Consider the following 18,143-nt stretch of genomic DNA (forward strand, 5'->3'; position numbering starts at 1 on the left):
CTGCCACCCGCATAGCTTGACGGACCGGCACCGAGCCGGCGATCACCAGGGCGGGCGCGTCACAACAGGGCGAAGGTTGTCTGATGCGGCACTAGGTCCGCGATCGTGGGCAGGCGGTGCGCTTCCCGCGTGAGGCTGGATTGGCCGACGGTCTACGGCCGCTTCCGGGAGTGGAGGGACGCTGCTGTCTTCACCGCACTGCTGGTAGGCGTGATCGCCGAGGCGCCCGCCAGGTGAAGACGGGCATGTCCCTGGTCAGCGTAGGCGCCACCACCACCCGCGCCACCACGACGCAGCCGGGATGCGTATGGGCAAGGCTCCTGTAGATGATCCCGTGACGCGCGTGTTCGTGCGGCTGGCACGGCGTCAGAATGCTCAGCAACAGGTCAGTGTGAGTCCTCAAACACCCGGCGACAGCTGACTGGACGTGCGAGTCCATGTAGTCTCCGGACAACGCCCTTGACCTGCACAGGCAGGCAGGGAGCAGACAAACCGGGAGTTTCTCCGTGTTTCGTACAGTATTCAAGTCCAAGATCCACCGAGCCACCGTCACCCAGGCCGACCTGCACTACGTGGGATCGGTGACCATCGACGCCGAGCTGCTCGACGCCGCCGATCTGCTGCCCGGTGAGCTCGTTCACATTGTCGACATCACCAACGGCGCCCGGCTGGAGACGTACGTCATCGAAGGCGAGCGCGGCTCCGGTGTCGTCGGGATCAACGGGGCCGCCGCCCATCTCGTCCACCCCGGCGACCTGGTGATCATCATCAGCTACGCTCAGGTGACCGACACCGAGGCGCGGACGCTGGAACCCAGGGTCGTGCACGTCGACCACGACAACCGGATCGTGGCCCTCGGCGCCGACCCGTCCGAGCCGGTGCCGGGCTCGGACCAGGAGCGCAGCCCGCAGGCCGTAACGGCCTGACCGACGGACGGATCACCAGGAGCGTGCCCATGACCGACATCGAGATCCGCGACGACCGGGCGGCGGGCCGCCTGGAGGCCGTCGCCGACGGCGAAGTCGTAGGTCACATCGAGTACTTCGTCCTCGAAGCCCCCGGGCGCGCTCTGGTCCCCGTCCACACGCTCGTGGAACCGGCCCACGAGGGGAAGGGCATCGCGGGCTCCCTGGCCCGTGAGCTGTACACCATCTCCGCACGCGAGGGCGTCCTGGTGGCCCCGCTGTGCTCCTACGTCGTGAAGTGGGCCGAACGCCATCCTGAAGAGGCCCCGGCCGCCGACCCCGAGCTGCTGGGCGCGGCGAAGAGGTGGCTGGCGGCGCATCCCGGGCGGTTCTGATGCTCGCCCTCCTCCACACCTCCCAGACGCACGTCCCCGTCTTCGACGCCCTCCGCGACGAGGACCATCCCGGTCTGGAACTACGGCACTTCGTCGACGAGGAGCTGCTGGAGCGCGCCGGCCGGGAGGGGCCGGAGGCGGTGACGGAGGATGTCCGGGCCATACTGGGCGAGGCCGTCGCCCAGGGCGCGCGGGCCGTGCTCTGCACCTGCTCGACCATCGGCGCGGTCGCCGAGTCGGCCGAGGTGGGAGTGCCGGTGCTGCGCGTCGACCGCCCGATGGCCGCCGCCGCGATCGCCGCGGGCCCGCGTGTCGTCGTCCTCGCCACGGTAGAGAGCACCTTCGGCCCGACGGTGGCCCTGGTGGAGGAGGAGGCCCGCCGTGCTGGGCGCGCGGTGATCGTCCGCACGGTGCTCGTCGAGGGCGCTTGGGAGCATTTCCAGGCGGGGGACGGCGAAGCCTACGCACGCCGGATCGCCGCCGCCGCCGACACGGTCACCGACGCCGACGCGATCATCCTGGCCCAGGCCTCGATGACCCCGGCCCAGCGACTGACGTCCACCACGGTGCCGGTGCTCTCCAGCCCGCGCCCCGGCCTGACCGCAGGGGCGGGGGCTGCGGACCAGGTCGGATGAGTCAGGTCAGGGGCGGTCCCGGCTCCGGGCTCGGAACCGGCTCAGGGCCAGGCGGGATCGGGGACGGGGCAGGCTCCGGGGGCGGCGGGCCCGGGTGGGGGAACGGGTCCGGCGGCGGAGTCGGGATGGGAGCCGGGGACGGTTCCGGAGGGGGGACCGGGTTCGGGTACGGCTCCGGGTGCTGAGGGTCCGGACCGGGCGTAGGCCCGGGCCGCATGGGGTCGGGAAGCGGATTCGTCATGACGTCCTCCGGCCAGTCGCGCGACATCGCCTCAGGACTATTACTACTCCACCACCTACCCGACACCGACGCGCCCCAAGGGGCACGGGGCCGTATCGACATGCGGCTCCGTCGTGTGGGCTCGACCAGCCACAGCCACAGCCACAGCCCACCCGCATCCGCCACACAACCGCACCACCCGAGCTATGAGGCGCGCCCCACCGGTCCCCGGAACACTACGCAGTTACCTCCGACCGGTCCCCACCCCACAACGTGTGGAACGCCCCGTCCCGGTCCACCCTCCGATACGTGTGCGCCCCGAAGAAGTCCCGCTGCCCCTGCGTGAGCGCCGCAGGCAACCGCTCCGCACGCAACGCGTCGTAGTACGCCAGCGCCGCCGCGAAGCCCGGCGTTGCCACGCCCTGACGCGTCGCCGCGACCAGCACCTCGCGCCAGTCGTCCTGCGCCGCCGCGATCTCCTGCGCGAACGTCTCGTCGGACAGCAGGCTCGGCAGGTCGGGCCGGGCGTCGTACGCGGCGCGGATCCGGTCCAGGAACGCCGCCCGGATGATGCAGCCCGCGCGCCAGATCGCGGCGATGGCGCCGTGGTCGATGTCCCAGCCGTACTCCTCGCCGCCCGCCGCGATCTCGTGGAAGCCCTGCGTGTACGACACGATCTTCGACGCGTACAGCGCCTGCTCCACCTTGTCCGCGAAGGCCGCCGCCTCCGCCTCGGACAGGGGAGTGGGCTTCGGGCCGACCAGCCCGCGGGATGCCTCCCGCAGTGCTGCGTGGCCGGACAGGGAACGGGCGAAGACCGCCTCCGCGATGCCCGACACCGGCACGCCCAGGTCGAGGGCGATCTGGACCGTCCAGCGGCCCGTGCCCTTCTGCTCCGCCTGGTCCACGACCACGTCCACGAACGGCTTGCCCGTCGCCGCGTCCACGTGGGACAGCACCTCGGCCGTGATCTCGATCAGGTAGGAGTCGAGACGGCCCGTGTTCCAGGTGCGGAAGATGTCGGCGATCTGCGTGGGGGAGTATCCGGCCACGTCCCGCAGCAGCTGGTACGCCTCGCCGATCAGCTGCATGTCGGCGTACTCGATGCCGTTGTGCACCATCTTCACGAAGTGCCCGGCACCGTCGGGACCGACGTGCGTCACGCACGGCGCCCCGTCCGTGGCCTTCGCGGAGATCTTCGCCAGCATGGGACCGAGGGAGTCGTACGACTCCTTCGAGCCGCCCGGCATGATGCTCGGCCCGTGCAGTGCGCCCTCCTCGCCGCCGGAGATGCCCGTGCCGACGAAGTGGATGCCCTGCTCACGCAGGTCCCGCTCGCGCCGCCGGGTGTCGGCGAAGTGCGCGTTGCCGCCGTCGATGATCATGTCGCCGGGCTCCAGGAGCGGGGCGAACTCCTGGATCACCGCGTCCGTCGGCTCACCGGCCTTGACCATGATGACCAGACGGCGAGGCCGTTCCAGCGCCGCCACGAACTCCTTGGCGGTCTCCGCCGGAATGAAGTCCCCCTCGTTCCCGAAGTCCTCCACCAGCGCGTGCGTCCGCGACGCCGTCCGGTTGTGCAGCGCGACCGTGTAGCCGTTGCGCGCGAAGTTCCGGGCGAGATTGCGGCCCATGACCGCGAGACCCGTGACGCCGATCTGGGCTGAAGTGCTCATTCGGTTGGCTCCTAAGGACTGAGGATCCTGAAATCAGTGGTGCCGGTCCTGCCCGCCAGTATTGCCCCCCGACCATCCTGACGTGCCGGTAGTCCGACCGCATGTCCGGGTTGTCCCCGGCCGCCGGAGGGCTCCGCAGGCACATACGCAAGGACAACCCCGTCCGCCTCAGCCGTAATCCAACTGGGGCGGAATCCGGGTCACTTGTCGGCCGACACGACCGATTGCCGTCTTGTCATGGCCAGTTCGCGGCACTTACTTTTGCCCCTCCTGACGCATGTCGAGGGGGCTTTCCATGGCCGTACGCGGCCGGCACCGCCGGTATCAGCCGAACAGGATCAACCGCGCCTCGCTCACCGTCACGGCGGGCGGCGCGGGCCTCGCGATCCCGCTGATCGGAGCCGGAACCGCCCACGCGGCCGACGCGGCCACCTGGAACAAGGTCGCCGCCTGCGAGTCGAGCGGCGACTGGAGCATCAACACCGGCAACGGCTATTACGGCGGGCTCCAGTTCACCCGGTCCACCTGGGAGGCCTACGGCGGCGCGAAGTACGCCCCGCGCGCGGATCTGGCCACCCGCGACCAGCAGATCGCGGTGGCGGAGAAAGTACTCGACGGCCAGGGGCCCGGCGCCTGGCCGGCGTGCTCGGTACAGGCGGGCCTCACCCGGGGCGGAGACGGCGGCGACAGTCCCGGCATCCGCACCGAGAGCACCGCGACCCGGCCCGCCAAGAGTTCTGTACGGGACGTACAGCCGCAGACCACGCCCCAGTCGCGGGCGGGCCGGGCGGAGATGTACACGGTCGTGCACGGCGACACGCTCTCCGGCATCGCCGAGGAGCGACACGTCCGGGGCGGCTGGCACCGGCTGTACTCGGCCAACCGCGCGACGATCGGCTCCGACCCCGACCTGATCCTGCCCGGCCAGCGGCTCGACCTGCGTGCCGGCTCCGCACCGGCGACCGACCGGCACACCACGTCCAAGCGGCCGACGAAGAAGGCGCCCTCAGAGAAGCGGGACACCAAGAAGGACACGAAGAAAGCCTCCTCCGCCGGCACCCACGCCTCCTCCGCCGGCGACCACACCCACTCCCTCGTCGCCCCCGTCAACGCATCCATGGGCACGCCGTACCACCAGGCGGGCGCCCACTGGTCGAAGGGTTACCACACGGGCGTCGACTTCCCCGTGCCCACCGGCACCTCCGTGAAGGCGGTCGGGGCCGGGCATGTCGTCGACGCCGGCTGGGGCGGCTCGTACGGCTACCAGGTCGTGATCCGGCACGCCGACGGCCGCTACACCCAGTACGCCCACCTCTCGGCGATCTCCGTGAAGGCCGGGCAGTCGGTCTCCACCGGTCAGCGGATCGGCCGCTCCGGGTCCACCGGAAACGCCACGGGCCCGCATCTGCACTTCGAGGTGCGGACGGGGCCCGGTTTCGGCACGGACGTCGACCCGGTCGCCTATCTCCGGGCCGGCGGGGTCAGGTTCTGACCCTCGAACGGTGCTGGTCGACGATCGGCAGCGGCACGTAGATTCCGGTGTAGAACGGCGAGTACGAGGCGGCGAGCGGGTACGTGTCCATGATCTCTCCTCCCCCTTCTCCTCCTTCTGCTCCGTCCTCCGATTCCACGGCGACCCGCTGCTGGGGGACGGAGACGAACGGGTCATCGGCGACAGCCGAGGCCGCCTCCAGCGCCGGGGCCGATCCGCTCTCGGGCAGCGGCTCCACGGTGGGCGCGGTGTGCTCGATCCGCTCCGTCGTCAGCAGAATCAGTCCGCCCGCCGCCACCACACCGCAGCTCAGGGCGAGCGCGGTACCGGTGCTGCCGTAGCGGAAGGTCTCGCCGAACATCGTGATGCCGACGGCTGCCGCCAGCACCGGGTTCACCACCGTCAGCGTGGCCAGCGGCGCGGCCAGACCGGCGCCGCGGTACGAGGCCTGCGACAGGAGCACACCGCCCACGGCGAAGACGCCGATCACGGCCAGGGACGGCAGGTCACCGGCGGAAACGCCGCCGGTCCAGTCGACGGCGACGGTCTTGGTGAACACCGACGACATGCCGAAGGCGATGCCGGACGCGGTGGCGAGCAGCATGCTGCGCACGGCCGGATGCCGGTGCGCCGCGCGGCCCGCGATCATCAGCGCCACGACGGCGCCACCGGTGACCAGCGCCACGCCCACGCGCTGGGCACCGGCGAGCGAGTGGCCGTCGGAGGCGCCGACCAGGGACAGCAGGCCCGCGAGGCCCACGGTCGCCATGATCGCGCCTCGCCAGGCCGTCGTGCCGGCCTTGCGGCCGACGAACAGGGCTGCCATGGGGAGTGCGAACACGATGGTCAGGGCACCCAGCGGCTGCACCAGACTGAGGGGGCCGTAGGCCAGCGCCGCCACGTGCAGCAGTCCGCCGAGACCGTTCAGAGCCACGGCCGCCCACCAGCTCGGCCGGCGCAGCGGCGCGTACTGCTCGTCGGGGGAGGTCACCGCGACCCGCTCCTGCACGATCGCCCCGCCCGCGTACGCGACGGCGGAGACGAACGACAGCACCACGGACAACGCGAGGGCATTCATGAGCTGCTCCTCTGCGTGAGGCGGGGGCGCTGGGCCCGTCGCGGCGTACGGTCGGCTTTCATAGCCAACACTCTGCCCTCCCGGGCTCTTCCCGTCGTCGTACCAGAGCAGGCAATGGGTCCTACTGCCGATGGAGTACGTCCATCGCCCCGTCATCCCCAGGGTGGGCGACACAGGGTGGAGTCCCGCTTGAGGGAGTCTCAAGAGTTTCTGGTACTACTCCCGATCGTGAACCTCGACCCGGATCTCGCCGCGCTCCGCCCGCTCGGTGGCTTCTTCGTCCTACGGACGACCGGAGCCCGGGGCGGACCGCCCGCCGGGCCGCTGCCGGCGTTCGCGGAAATCTACGAAAACCCCAAGTCGGATGTTTACCGAAAATCCATGACTTTCCGTATTGAGGTGGTTGGGGAGCGTCTCCGGGTGTCCGAGCCGCGGGTTGCCGCTTCCGTCGCCCAGCAGGCGCTCGCGGCCCGTCTGTGGTCGGTGGCCCTCGGCTGCGCCGCCCTCTATGGCCGCGTCCCCGACCTCGACCCCTGCCTGCTGCACTGGGACGCATCCGCCGTCGCCCCCGACGACCTGTGGCTGACGGAGGTCCGCCCGCGGCCCGGCGACGCGGCCACGCTCGCGGACACCGTCCTGCACACCCACCTCGAACCCCTGTGCGACACCTTGCACGCTCGATACGGCGTCGCGACCGGCCTGCTGTGGGGCAACGCGGGCTCGGCACTGGCCGGCGCCGCCCGCGAACTCGTCCGCTGGGCGCGCGGCAGCGGCCGTACCGACGTGGCGCACCGGGCCCGCTCCCTCACCGACGAGTTGTTCACCCACCCGCTGCTGAGCACCACCGGAACCTTCACCGGCACCGCCTTCCGGCGCCGCAGCTGCTGCCTCTACTACCGCGTCCCCGGCGGGGGAGTCTGCGGAGACTGTTGCTTCACACGGCTCCCACGCTCTTCCCCGCGCGCCCCGTGTGGGTGACCATGTGGGGACCGGCGCGAAGACCAGGGGGTAGCAGGTGCGAGTGGGACTGCTGAGCCGGGAGTACCCCCCGGACGTGTACGGCGGTGCGGGTGTCCATGTCGAGTTCCTCGCCCGGGAGTTGACGTCCCTCGTCGACCTCGAGGTGCACTGCTGGGGCGAGGGACGCGGGGTCGGCGTCGTGCGCCACCGCCCCTGGTCCGCTCTCGACTCCGCCAACGACGCGCTGCGCACCTTCTCCGTGGACCTCTCCATCGCCGCCGCCCTCGAAGGCCGCGAACTCGTCCACTCCCACACGTGGTACGCGGGCCTCGCCGGCCACCTCGCCAAGCTCCTGTACGGCGTCCCGCACGTGATGACCGCCCACTCGCTGGAGCCGCTGCGCCCCTGGAAGGCCGAGCAACTCGGCGGCGGATACGCCCTGTCCGGCTGGTCCGAGCGCACCGCGATCGAGGCCGCCGACGCGGTGATCGCCGTGTCCGGGGCCATGCGCGAGGACATCCTCGGCTGCTACCCGGCCCTCGACCCGGCCAGGGTCCACGTCGTGCACAACGGCATCGACACCACCCTCTACCGGCCGGACCCCGGCACCGACGTCCTCGACCGCCTCGGCGTGGACCCGGGCCGCCCCTACGTCCTGTTCGTCGGCCGCATCACCCGGCAGAAGGGCGTGCCCCATCTGCTGCGCGCCGTACGGGACATCGACCCGGCGGCCCAGGTCGTGCTGTGCGCCGGTGCCCCCGACACCGCCGAGATCGACCGGGAGTTTCGCGACCTGTTCCAGGAGCTCAGCCGGGTCCGCGAGGGCGTGCACTGGATCCCGCAGATGCTGCCGCGCCCGGACGTCATCCAACTCCTCACGCACGCCTCCGTGTTCGTCTGCCCGTCGGTGTACGAACCGCTCGGCATCGTCAACCTGGAGGCGATGGCCTGCGGCACGCCCGTGGTCGCCTCCCGCGTCGGCGGTATCCCCGAGGTCGTCGAGGACGGCGAGACGGGCCTGCTGGTCGCCCTGGACGACGACTTCGAGTCTTCCCTCGCGCGGGCGCTGGACTCCGTGCTGGGCGACCCGGCGGCGGCCCGGCTGATGGGCGAGGCCGGACGGGAGCGCGCGGTGGGCGAGTTCGGCTGGGACGCGGTCGGCCGTCGTACGGTCCGGCTGTACGAGGAGATCCTCAAGCAGGCTTAGCCCGTGCCGCACGGGGGCATCCATGGGGCACAACCAGGTTGAGGGGAGCGGCCATGCGTCGTGGTGGTCCTTCGGTTCTCGGCATCGTGCTGGCGGGCGGCGAGGGGAAGCGGCTGATGCCGCTGACCGCGGACCGGGCCAAGCCGGCGGTCACCTTCGGAGGCACGTACCGTCTCGTCGACTTCGTCCTCTCCAACCTCGTCAACGCCGACGTGCTGCGCATCTGCGTGCTGACGCAGTACAAGTCGCACTCGCTGGACCGGCACATCACCACCACCTGGCGGATGTCCAGCCTGCTCGGCAACTACATCACCCCGGTCCCGGCCCAGCAGCGGCTCGGCCCGCGCTGGTACCTGGGCAGCGCCGACGCGATCCTCCAGTCCCTCAATCTGATCTACGACGAACAGCCCGAGTACGTCGCGGTGTTCGGCGCCGACCACGTCTACCGCATGGACCCGCGGCAGATGCTCAACCAGCACATCGAGGGCGGCGCCGGCGTCACGGTCGCCGGGATACGCGTCCCGCGCACCGAGTCCTCCTCGTTCGGCGTCATCACCCCCGGCTCGGACGGGCAGACCGTCGAGCGCTTCCTGGAGAAGCCCGCGGACCCGCCGGGACTGGCGGACGCCCCGGAGTGCGTGTTCGCCTCCATGGGCAACTACATCTTCACCACCAAGGTCCTGATCGAGGCGCTCCAGCGGGACGCCGAGGACGAGTCCTCGGTGCACGACATGGGCGGCTCGATCCTGCCCCAGCTCACCGGCCGCGGCGAGGCCCAGCTGTACGACTTCAGCGACAACCACGTCCCTGGTGAGACCACCCGCGACCAGGGCTACTGGCGGGACGTGGGCACCCTCGACGCGTACTACGACGCCCATATGGACCTGATCGCCGAGCGGCCCGCGTTCAACCTCTACAACCGCAGCTGGCCCATCTACACGCACTCGTACCAGCTGTCGCCGGCCCGCTTCAACGCCGGCGGCATGGCGAGCGAGTCCATCATCAGCGCCGGCTGTCTGATCCGCGGCCAGGTCACGCGGTCCGTCCTGTCCCCGGGTGTCGTGGTCGATCCGGGAGCCGTCGTGCAGGGATCGGTGCTGCACGACAACGTCCACATCGGCCGGGGCGCGGTGGTGCGCGGCGCGGTCCTCGACAAGAACGTCGAGGTGCCGCCCGGCGCGACGATAGGCGTGAACCCGGAGCGGGACGCCGAGCTGTACACGGTCTCCAAGGGCGGGGTGATCGCGCTGGGGAAGGGCCAGTTGGTCTCCTGATCCGGCTGGTCTCCTGATCCCGCGCGCGACGCGAACCGCACGAACCCGCCGGTTACCGGGCTGCACGCCCTCCTGACCTCAGGATGCAGACACATACGTCGAGCTCCGGAGGTCATCCGAGATGAGATGGACCCGTCGTCCGCGGCTGTGCCTGGCCGGGGTACTCGCAGCAGCCACGCTGCTGGCCGCCCCGGCCGCACCGTCCGCCGAGCCGACCGACGGTCACCTCACCGACCTGGTCAACCCGTTCATCGGCACCCAGAACGAGGGCAACACCTTCCCCGGCGCGGCCGTGCCCTTCGGCATGGTGCAGTTCTCGCCGGACACCGGGCACAAGACCGGATACGACTACGCGCACAGCCGTATCCGCGGCTTCTCCCTGGTCCACCTCTCGGGCGTCGGCTGCCGGATCGGCGGCGACCTGCCCGTCCTGCCGACCACGGGCAAGGTCACGCAGACGGACAACGCACGGTACGCGGCCGCCTTCCGTCACGAGGACGAGCAGGCGAGCCCCGGCTACTACCGGGTGGGCCTGTCCTCCGGGATCGATGCCGAGCTGACGGCCACCGCGCGCACCGGCGTCCAGCGCTACACCTTTCCCGCCACCGACCGGGCCAACGTCCTGCTGAACGCGGCCCAGTCGCTGCACAAGGCGGTCAGCGGCAAGGCCGAGATCCTCGACGACCGGACCGTACGCACCGAGATCACCGGCCGCGGTTTCTGCCGCGACACACTGCCGTACACGGTGTACACGGTCACCCGCTTCGACCGGCCCTTCACCGCGTACGGCACCTGGGACGGCAAGACCGTCACCCCCGGTTCGCGGACCGGGCCCGGCGGCGCCTACGTCCGCTTCGACACCACCCACGATCGCACGGTCACCGCGACCACCGCCCTGTCGTACGTCGACGCGCGGGGCGCCGAGGTCAACCTGCGGGCGGAGGGCGGCCGTTCCTTCGACGCCGTCCGCGAGGCGGCCCGCCGGGCCTGGGAGGAGCGCCTCGACGACGTCCGCGTCCAAGGCGGAGACGCGAGCCTGCGCCGGACGTTCTACTCGTCGCTGTACCGCTCGTTCCTCGCGCCCAACGTCGGCAGCGACGCCGACGGCCGCTACACCGGCTGGGACCTGCGCGTCCATCACGCCGACGGCTTCACCTACTACCAGAACTGGTCCCTGTGGGACACCTACCGCACCCAGTGCCAGCTCCTCGCGCTGCTCGCGCCCCGCGAGGCCCGTGACATGGCGGTCTCGGTCGTCCGGGTCGGCGAGGAGGGCGGCTGGCTGCCCAAGTGGGGCTACGGCACGGTCGAGACGAACATCATGACCGGCGACCCGGTCACCCCGTTCCTCACCACCGCCTACCACAGCGGTCTGCTGAAGGGATACGAGGAGCGGGCGTACCGGGTGCTGCGCCAGAACGCCGACGGCGTCCCGCCGGCCGACGTGCCGATGGCGGGCCGGGAGGCCAACGCCGAGTACATCGCCCGGGGCTGGGCGCCCTACGTCAAGGGCCGCCGGCAGACCAAGCTCGGCGACTCCGACTACCACCAGGGCGGCTCGGTGACCCTGGAGTACGCCCTGTCCGACGCGATGCTCGCGCAGATGGCCCGCGCCCTCGGCCACACTGCGGACGCCGACCGGTACGCCGCCCGCTCCCGCAACTACCGCAACGTCTTCGACCGCTCGACCGGCTTCTTCCGCGCCCGGGACGCCGCCGGCGCCTTCACCGGACCGGCCGACCCCGCGCAGAGCGTGGGCTTCCACGAGGGCACGGCCTGGCAGTACCAGTGGCTCGTGCCGCAGGACCTGCCCGGCCTGGTCGACCTGATCGGCGGCGAACGGGCCGCCAACGACCGGCTCGACGCGTTCTTCGCCTACCACAAGCTGCTGGCCGACCCGGCAGGAACGGCGCGTCAGGCATGGATGCACGGCAACGCGTACGCGTACTACGACGCGGCCACGTACAACCCGCAGAACGAGCCCGACCTCATCGCCCCGTACACCTATCTGTCGACCGGTCAGCCCTGGAAGACCACCGACGTGGTGCACGCGGCGCTGACCCTGTTCACGGACTCGCCGACCGGCATGACCGGCAACGACGACATGGGCACGATGTCCGCCTGGAACGTCCTGTCGTCCATCGGGCTCTTCCCCGTCCAGCCCGGATACGGCACCTGGGGCCTGTCCACACCGGTCTTCGGCCGGGTCGACCTCACCCTGGACCCCGCTCACTGGCCGAGCGGCGGACTGACGGTCACTGCCCCGGGCACCTCGGCCGCCGACCGCTACGTCCAGTCGGCCCGCGCCGACGGAGTGCCGTACAACCGCACGTATCTGACGACCGGTGCGCTGCGCTCCCTGCGCTCGCTCGACTTCACGGTCGGCCCGCGCCCGTCGGAGTGGGGTACGTCACCCCAAGCGGCGCCACCGGTACTGAAGTGACCTCAGACGCCTCATGAGTCCCGCCCCTTGTCGGAGAGGCGGGACTTAATCTGGAGTTAACTGAGCGTAGCCTGATCGTACTTGACCGTAATCGCGTTGCACGGGTTGACTGTGCGCCTCACCCACCGCCGAAGCGAGGCAAGCCATTGACTTCTGACCTGCTCGCTCCCCTCGACCTGGCGTTCTGGCACATCGAGTCCGACCGGCACCCGATGCACCTAGGCGCGCTCGGTGTCTTCTCCGCGCACTCGCCCACCGCCGGTGCCCACGCCGCCGACCTCCTCGCCGCCCGCGCCGCCGCCGTACCGGGACTGCGCATGCGCATCCGCGACGTGTGGCAGCCGCTCGGCTCCCCGCTGTCGCTCCCGCTCGCCTTCGGCGGCGCCACCCGGGAACCCGACCCGGACTTCGACCCCATGAACCACGTACGGCTGCACGCGCCGACCGACGACTTCCAGGCCGTCGCCGGCCGGCTCATGGAGCGCCCCCTGGAGCGCGGCCGGCCGCCGTGGGAGGCGCATGTGCTGCCCGGCGAGGACGGCGTCTCCTTCGCCGTGCTGTTCAAGTTCCACCACGCGCTGGCAGACGGTCTGCGGGCCCTGAAGCTCGCCGCCGGCGTCCTGGACCCGGTAGACGTGCCCGAGCGCGGCCCGCGCCCCGTCGAACCGCCCCGCGGCCTCCTGCCCGACGTGCGCAAGCTGCCCGGACTGATCAGGGGCGCCCTGTCGGACGTCGGCCGGGCCCTCGACATCGGCGCCTCCGTCGCCCTGTCCACCCTGGGCGTCTCCTCCTCCTCGGCCCTGACCTCCGAGTCCAGCGGCACCCGCCGCACCGCCGGGGTCGTCCTCGACATCGACGACGTGCACAAGGTCCGCAAGGCCGTCGGCGGCACCGTCAACGACGTCCTCATCGCGGTCGTCGCGGGCGCCCTGCGCCGCTGGCTCGACGAGCGCGGCGACGGCAGCGAAGGCGTCGCACCCCGCGCCCTGATCCCCGTCTCCAGGCGCCGCCCGCGCACCGCCCACCCACAGGGCAACCGGCTCTCCGGCTACCTGATACGGCTTCCCGTCGGCGACCCCGACCCGCTGCGCCGCCTCGACGCGGTCCGTACGGCGATGGGCCGCAGAAAGGACGCCGGGCCCAACCGGGGCGCCGGTGCCGTCGCCCTGCTCGCGGACCATGTGCCCGCGCTCGGACACCGGCTCGGCGGACCGCTGGTGGGCCAGGCCGCCCGGCTCTGGTTCGACATCCTGGTCACCAGCGTGCCGCTGCCCGGCCTCGGGCTCAGGCTCGGCGGGCACCCGCTCGCCGAGGTCTACCCCTTCGCCCCGCTCGCGCCCGGTCAGTCCCTTGCGGTCGCCATCTCGACGTATCGCGGCAGGGTCCACTACGGCCTCGTCGCCGACGCACGGGCGGTGCCGGATCTCGACGTGCTCGCCCGCGCGGTGACCGACGAGGTGGAGACGTTGCTCACGGCCTGCGAGCCCTGAGCGCGTTCCTTGCACGGCCGTTCGCCTCCCGGGTGCCTCGGGGCCATCCGGGCGGTTTGGCGTGCGGCCCCGCGCTCCGTAAAATTCCCCGTTCGGACAGCGGGCGCGAGCGGCGCGCCCCGCGGGTGACCAGGGAAACGGCAGCGCGATGACGGTGACAGAGGACGGCCCCACGGCCATCGAAGAGGCGGTCGGCGAGTCGTACCGTCCCGGCATCGACCCCGAGCGCCTGGCCGTGTGCCTCGCCGTGCTCGAGGAACTGGACAAGATCGACGTGGACCACCCCGACGCGATCAAGGTGCGCCGGGCCACCTCGCACATCTACCGCACGGTCAAGCAGCGCCGCCGCCAGGAGCGCCGCGCCGCGAAGACCGCGCACGACAAGTCGGTCACCGAGGCCACCGCGACCGGCTCCGCGGAGCGCATCGACGACGAGACCGAGGGCATCCTGCCCTCCTCGGCGACCGACGAGGGCCAGATCGCGGGCATACTCCAGCGCCCGCGCTCCTGCTACATCTGCAAGCAGCGCTACGTCGAGGTCGACTACTTCTACCACCAGCTCTGCCAGAACTGCGCCGCCGAGAACCGGGCCCGCCGCGACGCCCGCGCCGACCTGACCGGCAAGCGCGCGCTGCTCACCGGCGGCCGCGCCAAGATCGGCATGTACATCGCGCTGCGGCTGCTGCGCGACGGCGCCCACACCACGATCACCACCCGCTTCCCGAACGACGCGATCCGCCGCTTCAAGGCCCAGCCCGACAGTGCCGACTGGATCCACCGGCTGAAGATCGTCGGCATCGACCTGCGCGACCCCGCCCAGGTCCTGGCCCTGGCCGACTCGGTCGCCGCCGAGGGCCCGCTCGACATCCTGATCAACAACGCGGCGCAGACCGTACGACGGTCTCCGCAGGCCTACAGCGAACTGGTCGCCGCCGAGTCGGCGCCCCTGCCCGCCGGTGAGCTGCCCGCCGCCGAGGTGATCGGCACCTTCGGCTCCGGCGCGGTCGCCGCGCTCCCGGTGGCCGGCGGCGGCGCGCTCACCGCGCAGGACGTCACCGACCTCGCGCTGGTCTCCGGCTCGGCGTCCCTGGAGCGGATCGCGGCCGGTACGGCGATCGACGCGGGCGGCCTCGTCCCCGACCTGCACGACACCAACAGCTGGATCCAGGCGGTGGAGGACGTCACGCCGGTCGAGCTGCTCGAGGTCCAGCTGTGCAACTCGACGGCGCCGTTCATCCTGATCAGCCGGCTGCGCACGGCGATGGCCGCTTCCCTGGCCCGCCGCACCTACATCGTCAACGTCTCCGCCATGGAGGGCGTCTTCAACCGGGGCTACAAGGGCGCAGGTCACCCGCACACCAATATGGCCAAGGCCGCCCTGAACATGCTCACGCGCACCAGCGCCCAGGAGATGTTCGAGAAGGACCGCATCCTGATGACGGCCGTCGACACCGGCTGGATCACCGACGAGCGCCCGCACCCCGACAAGGTCCGCCTCGCCGAGGCCGGCTTCCACGCCCCCCTCGACCTGGTCGACGGCGCCGCCCGCGTGTACGACCCGATCGTGCGCGGCGAGGAGGGCGAGGACCTGTACGGCGTGTTCATGAAGGACTACGCGCCCGGGAAGTGGTGACAGGGGCCGGCGGGCGGTAAATCGCTGGTCCGTCCGCCGGGCGCGCACCTACCGTGGGAGCCGAGCGCCGGTGCCCGGTGCGCAGGTCACGCGTTCTTCGTGGTTCGACTCCATACAGGTCCACCCTTGGGCCTGTCGCCCTCCGGGGGCATCCGCGTAGCCGACTCGACCTCGGGCACCCGGCGCAACCGCTCGTGCACCGCGTACGCCGCCGCGCCGGACGCGGCCCGCACCCGTGTCCCGCCGTCCACCAGCAGATCGGCGCCGGTCACCCACTCCGCCGCGTCGGAGGCCAGCCACAGCACGGCCCGTGCCACGTCCTCCGGCTCCCCGATCCGCCCGAGCGGCAGCCCTGCCGCCACTTCCTCCTCGTCCGGCTCCCAGACGAAGCGGGCCATCTCGGTGCGCACGAGTCCGGGGGAGACCGAGTTGACCCGCACCCCGGGCGCCAGTTCACCGGCGAGCTGCCGGGTGAGGTGGAGGAGGGCGGCCTTGCTGGTGCCGTACGCGCCGACGCCGGGCCCCACATGCGTGGCGCCCTCGGTGCAGACGTTGACCACCGAGCCGCCGTGCTCCCGCATCCAGGCCCGCCAGGCACACTGCACCAGCCGCAGCGGTGCCTCCACATTGACCGCGAACGCCTCCCGCCAGGCCTGCGGGTCGGCCTCCATCAGCGGTCCGTACGGCTGGTTCGTCGCCGCGTTGTTGACCACGACGTCGATCCGCCCGAACTCCCGGAGCACCAACTGGGTCACGTCGTGCGGATGACCGGGGTCGGCCACGCTCCCGGCCAGCCCGATGCCGCCGAGTTCCGCGGCCGTGCGCCGTACGTCGGCAGCGTCCCGCGCCGTGACGCACACCAGCGCTCCGGCCGCGGCGAGTGCCCGCGCGACGGCGAGCCCGATCCCGCGCGTGCCGCCCGTGACGACGGCTGCCCTGCCCGCGAGTGCATACGACGACGTCATCGCCGTACCGTCTCATGACGGACCGTCAGTCGACAGCCCCCAGGCGGGAGTTGCGTGCCGCCACCAGTTCCAGGACCGTGCGCCAGTCCTCCAGGACCCCGGCGTCGAAGCCGGTGAACCGGCCCTCCTCGGTCGCCTGGCGCAGCCGCAGGAGATCGTCGTCGGTCGCGGGTCCCCGGTGCCGTATCAGACGGTGGACGCGCTCGCCGAGCAGCGGCCGTACGGCCTCGGCCGCGTGCCGGGCGCGGTCGGCCTCGTCGCCGGGGCCCAGCAGCTCCCCGATGCCGCGCACCAGCCCGGCCACCTGGAGTTCCTTGTCGGCGGGACGGCTGCGGCGCAGCAGCGCGGCGGTGCGCAGCGCGTGCTCGTGGCCGCAGGTGTACAGCAGGTCCATCAGCTCCTCGACGCTGCGCAGCTCCATGCGTCAGTCCTCCCGCGAGACAGCCGTTGTCTTATGTCAGCAGATCATGGAGAGCTTGCGACTCGGCCAACGGGACTTGAATTGCGCAGCGCCGGGGCCCATGTGTTCGGCCATGTGGGCCAAATGGGTGCATCCAAACAGCGCATCAGGTAACAAACGGGTTCAGACTGGGGTTGATGAAGTACAGAGAGACTCGGGAAAGTTACCGCTTGTTTGCACTCCCGATCGAGCGGACCCCCGCTCATTTGGTTAATCTTGGGGGTGACGGACAGCTCTACGGGTCCCACCCACACCCACGGTCCGTCCCGGGGCTCGCCGGTGCACAACGGCTTGCTCTCGAGAGAACCGGCGCCACCGCGTCCGAACTGGCCTTCCATCCAGACCCGAGCGGGCGTCCGGCGCCGGACTGCAGGCTGTCCTGGTATGCCCCGTGGGTGACCCGACACATAAGGAGTGCGCGGTGACACCGGAGAAGACGAAGCGCGATCAGGCCCCCAAGGAACGCAAGGAGGGCGCGGGCCGCCGGCCCGGACAGCTCGGCAGCCTGGACGTGTGGGCCCGGTCCGCCCCGATCCGCCTAGCGGGCTACGAGGACGACCTCGCCGAACCCCATATCCTGCCCAGTGTGGACTGACCGGCCGGTCAGTCCCGTCGCGTTCGCCTGACGCATGGGCGTGCGAGACTCACGCCCATGCTGATCAGAGAAGCCGTGGCCGAGGACTGGACGCGGATCTGGCCTTTCTGGCATCGGATCGTCGCTGCCGCCGAGACCTACGCCTGGGACCCGGACACCTCCCGGGAAGCGGCCCGCGAGCTGTGGATGAGCCCGGCCAAGCGGGTCTACGTGGCCGAGGACGCCACCGGCGCGGTGGTCGGCTCCGCCTACCTCACCCCCAACTACGGGGGTCCCGCCGCGCACGTCGCGGGCGCGGGCTTCATGGTCGACCCCGACCAGAGCGGCCGCGGCATCGGCCGCGCCCTCGCCGAACACGTCCTCACCGAGGCGAGGGCCCAGGGCTACCGGGCGATGGTCTTCAACGCGGTGGTCGAGACCAATCCGGCGGTCACGCTCTGGCAATCGCTCGGCTTCACGATCCTCACGACGATCCCGGCCGCCTTCGACCATCCCCGGCACGGTCCGGTGGGGCTGCACGTCATGTACCGGGCGCTCGACCAGGGCTAGGGCCTGTTGCGAAAGTCCCGTCGTCCGTCCGAAGGGCGGGCCCGGCGGCGTCAGGTGCGTGCTCTCGGCGTGCCGGGTGCAGGCCTTCGTACTGGACGTACTTGGGTCTGTGCTCGGTGCGGCGAGAGTGCGTGCATGGCGTCGCCGGGCAGGCGGGACTTTCGCA

At 71.3% G+C, this 18,143-nt stretch carries 16 protein-coding genes and 1 pseudogene; 13 read left to right on the top strand and 4 right to left on the bottom strand.

Annotated features, from left to right (window positions below):
- Window positions 1-98: 98 nt before the first annotated feature.
- The 4 genes and pseudogenes from ACFYXB_RS14280 to ACFYXB_RS14295 all read left to right on the top strand — a co-directional run.
- A pseudogene (locus ACFYXB_RS14280) lies at window positions 99-328 on the top strand (hypothetical protein); the annotation flags it as partial.
- A gap of 178 nt (window positions 329-506) precedes the next feature.
- The gene (panD, locus tag ACFYXB_RS14285) at window positions 507-926 is read left to right on the top strand and encodes an aspartate 1-decarboxylase (protein ID WP_389581552.1); all 420 of its coding nucleotides are present in this window, start codon (window positions 507-509) and stop codon (window positions 924-926) included.
- Between the two features lie 29 nt (window positions 927-955).
- Window positions 956-1,300: a GNAT family N-acetyltransferase gene (locus ACFYXB_RS14290; RefSeq protein WP_389581555.1), complete on the top strand. Its 345-nt coding sequence runs from the start codon at window positions 956-958 to the stop codon at window positions 1,298-1,300.
- The gene (locus ACFYXB_RS14295) at window positions 1,300-1,935 is read left to right on the top strand and encodes an aspartate/glutamate racemase family protein (RefSeq protein WP_389581557.1); all 636 of its coding nucleotides are present in this window, start codon (window positions 1,300-1,302) and stop codon (window positions 1,933-1,935) included. Before ACFYXB_RS14290 ends, ACFYXB_RS14295 begins: the two co-directional genes overlap by 1 nt.
- Window positions 1,936-2,391: 456 nt before the next feature.
- On the opposite strand, the gene gndA is transcribed toward ACFYXB_RS14295, so the two are convergent.
- Window positions 2,392-3,831, bottom strand: a complete 1,440-nt coding sequence (gene gndA, locus ACFYXB_RS14300; protein WP_389581560.1) for an NADP-dependent phosphogluconate dehydrogenase — start codon at window positions 3,829-3,831, stop codon at window positions 2,392-2,394.
- A 295-nt stretch (window positions 3,832-4,126) separates the two neighbouring features.
- On the opposite strand from gndA, the gene ACFYXB_RS14305 reads away from it, so the two are divergent.
- Entirely contained in the window at window positions 4,127-5,323 is a 1,197-nt protein-coding gene (locus tag ACFYXB_RS14305; protein WP_389581562.1) for a transglycosylase family protein, read from the top strand.
- Here the strand turns inward: ACFYXB_RS14305 and ACFYXB_RS14310 are convergent.
- A complete protein-coding gene (locus tag ACFYXB_RS14310) occupies window positions 5,313-6,401 on the bottom strand; it encodes a DMT family transporter (protein ID WP_389581564.1) in 1,089 nt (362 codons plus the stop codon). The genes ACFYXB_RS14305 and ACFYXB_RS14310 overlap by 11 nt on opposite strands.
- A 210-nt stretch (window positions 6,402-6,611) precedes the next feature.
- On the opposite strand from ACFYXB_RS14310, the gene ACFYXB_RS14315 reads away from it, so the two are divergent.
- The 6 genes from ACFYXB_RS14315 (at window position 6,612) to ACFYXB_RS14340 (ending at window position 15,408) form a co-directional block, all read left to right on the top strand.
- The gene (locus ACFYXB_RS14315; protein WP_389582089.1) at window positions 6,612-7,379 is read left to right on the top strand and encodes a (2Fe-2S)-binding protein; all 768 of its coding nucleotides are present in this window, start codon (window positions 6,612-6,614) and stop codon (window positions 7,377-7,379) included.
- Window positions 7,380-7,416: 37 nt separating this feature from the next.
- Complete coding sequence (glgA, locus tag ACFYXB_RS14320; RefSeq protein ID WP_389581567.1) at window positions 7,417-8,568, top strand: glycogen synthase; 1,152 nt, start codon at window positions 7,417-7,419, stop codon at window positions 8,566-8,568.
- A 53-nt stretch (window positions 8,569-8,621) separates the two neighbouring features.
- Entirely contained in the window at window positions 8,622-9,842 is a 1,221-nt protein-coding gene (gene glgC / locus ACFYXB_RS14325) for a glucose-1-phosphate adenylyltransferase (protein ID WP_351358542.1), read from the top strand.
- A 121-nt stretch (window positions 9,843-9,963) separates the two neighbouring features.
- Window positions 9,964-12,285 carry a GH92 family glycosyl hydrolase gene (locus tag ACFYXB_RS14330; protein WP_389581570.1) on the top strand — a complete coding sequence of 774 codons (2,322 nt, stop codon included), beginning with the start codon at window positions 9,964-9,966 and terminating at the stop codon, window positions 12,283-12,285.
- Between the two features lie 146 nt (window positions 12,286-12,431).
- Window positions 12,432-13,775, top strand: a complete 1,344-nt coding sequence (locus tag ACFYXB_RS14335) for a wax ester/triacylglycerol synthase family O-acyltransferase (protein ID WP_389581573.1) — start codon at window positions 12,432-12,434, stop codon at window positions 13,773-13,775.
- A gap of 148 nt (window positions 13,776-13,923) precedes the next feature.
- Complete coding sequence (locus ACFYXB_RS14340; RefSeq protein ID WP_389581576.1) at window positions 13,924-15,408, top strand: SDR family NAD(P)-dependent oxidoreductase; 1,485 nt, start codon at window positions 13,924-13,926, stop codon at window positions 15,406-15,408.
- An 86-nt stretch (window positions 15,409-15,494) separates the two neighbouring features.
- On the opposite strand, the gene ACFYXB_RS14345 is transcribed toward ACFYXB_RS14340, so the two are convergent.
- Both ACFYXB_RS14345 and ACFYXB_RS14350 read right to left on the bottom strand, forming a co-directional pair.
- On the bottom strand, window positions 15,495-16,373 hold the full coding sequence (locus tag ACFYXB_RS14345; protein WP_389581578.1) for an SDR family oxidoreductase: 879 nt from the start codon (window positions 16,371-16,373) through the stop codon (window positions 15,495-15,497).
- A 25-nt stretch (window positions 16,374-16,398) separates the two neighbouring features.
- Complete coding sequence (locus ACFYXB_RS14350) at window positions 16,399-16,794, bottom strand: hypothetical protein (RefSeq protein WP_389581581.1); 396 nt, start codon at window positions 16,792-16,794, stop codon at window positions 16,399-16,401.
- Window positions 16,795-17,254: 460 nt separating this feature from the next.
- On the opposite strand from ACFYXB_RS14350, the gene ACFYXB_RS14355 reads away from it, so the two are divergent.
- Both ACFYXB_RS14355 and ACFYXB_RS14360 read left to right on the top strand, forming a co-directional pair.
- Window positions 17,255-17,428 carry a hypothetical protein gene (locus ACFYXB_RS14355; RefSeq protein ID WP_351358526.1) on the top strand — a complete coding sequence of 58 codons (174 nt, stop codon included), beginning with the start codon at window positions 17,255-17,257 and terminating at the stop codon, window positions 17,426-17,428.
- A gap of 57 nt (window positions 17,429-17,485) precedes the next feature.
- Window positions 17,486-17,977 carry a GNAT family N-acetyltransferase gene (locus tag ACFYXB_RS14360; protein ID WP_389581584.1) on the top strand — a complete coding sequence of 164 codons (492 nt, stop codon included), beginning with the start codon at window positions 17,486-17,488 and terminating at the stop codon, window positions 17,975-17,977.
- Window positions 17,978-18,143 lie beyond the last annotated feature (166 nt).

Origin of the sequence: Streptomyces sp. NPDC002619 (genome assembly GCF_042889305.1) — a bacterium.
Lineage (GTDB): Bacteria > Actinomycetota > Actinomycetes > Streptomycetales > Streptomycetaceae > Streptomyces.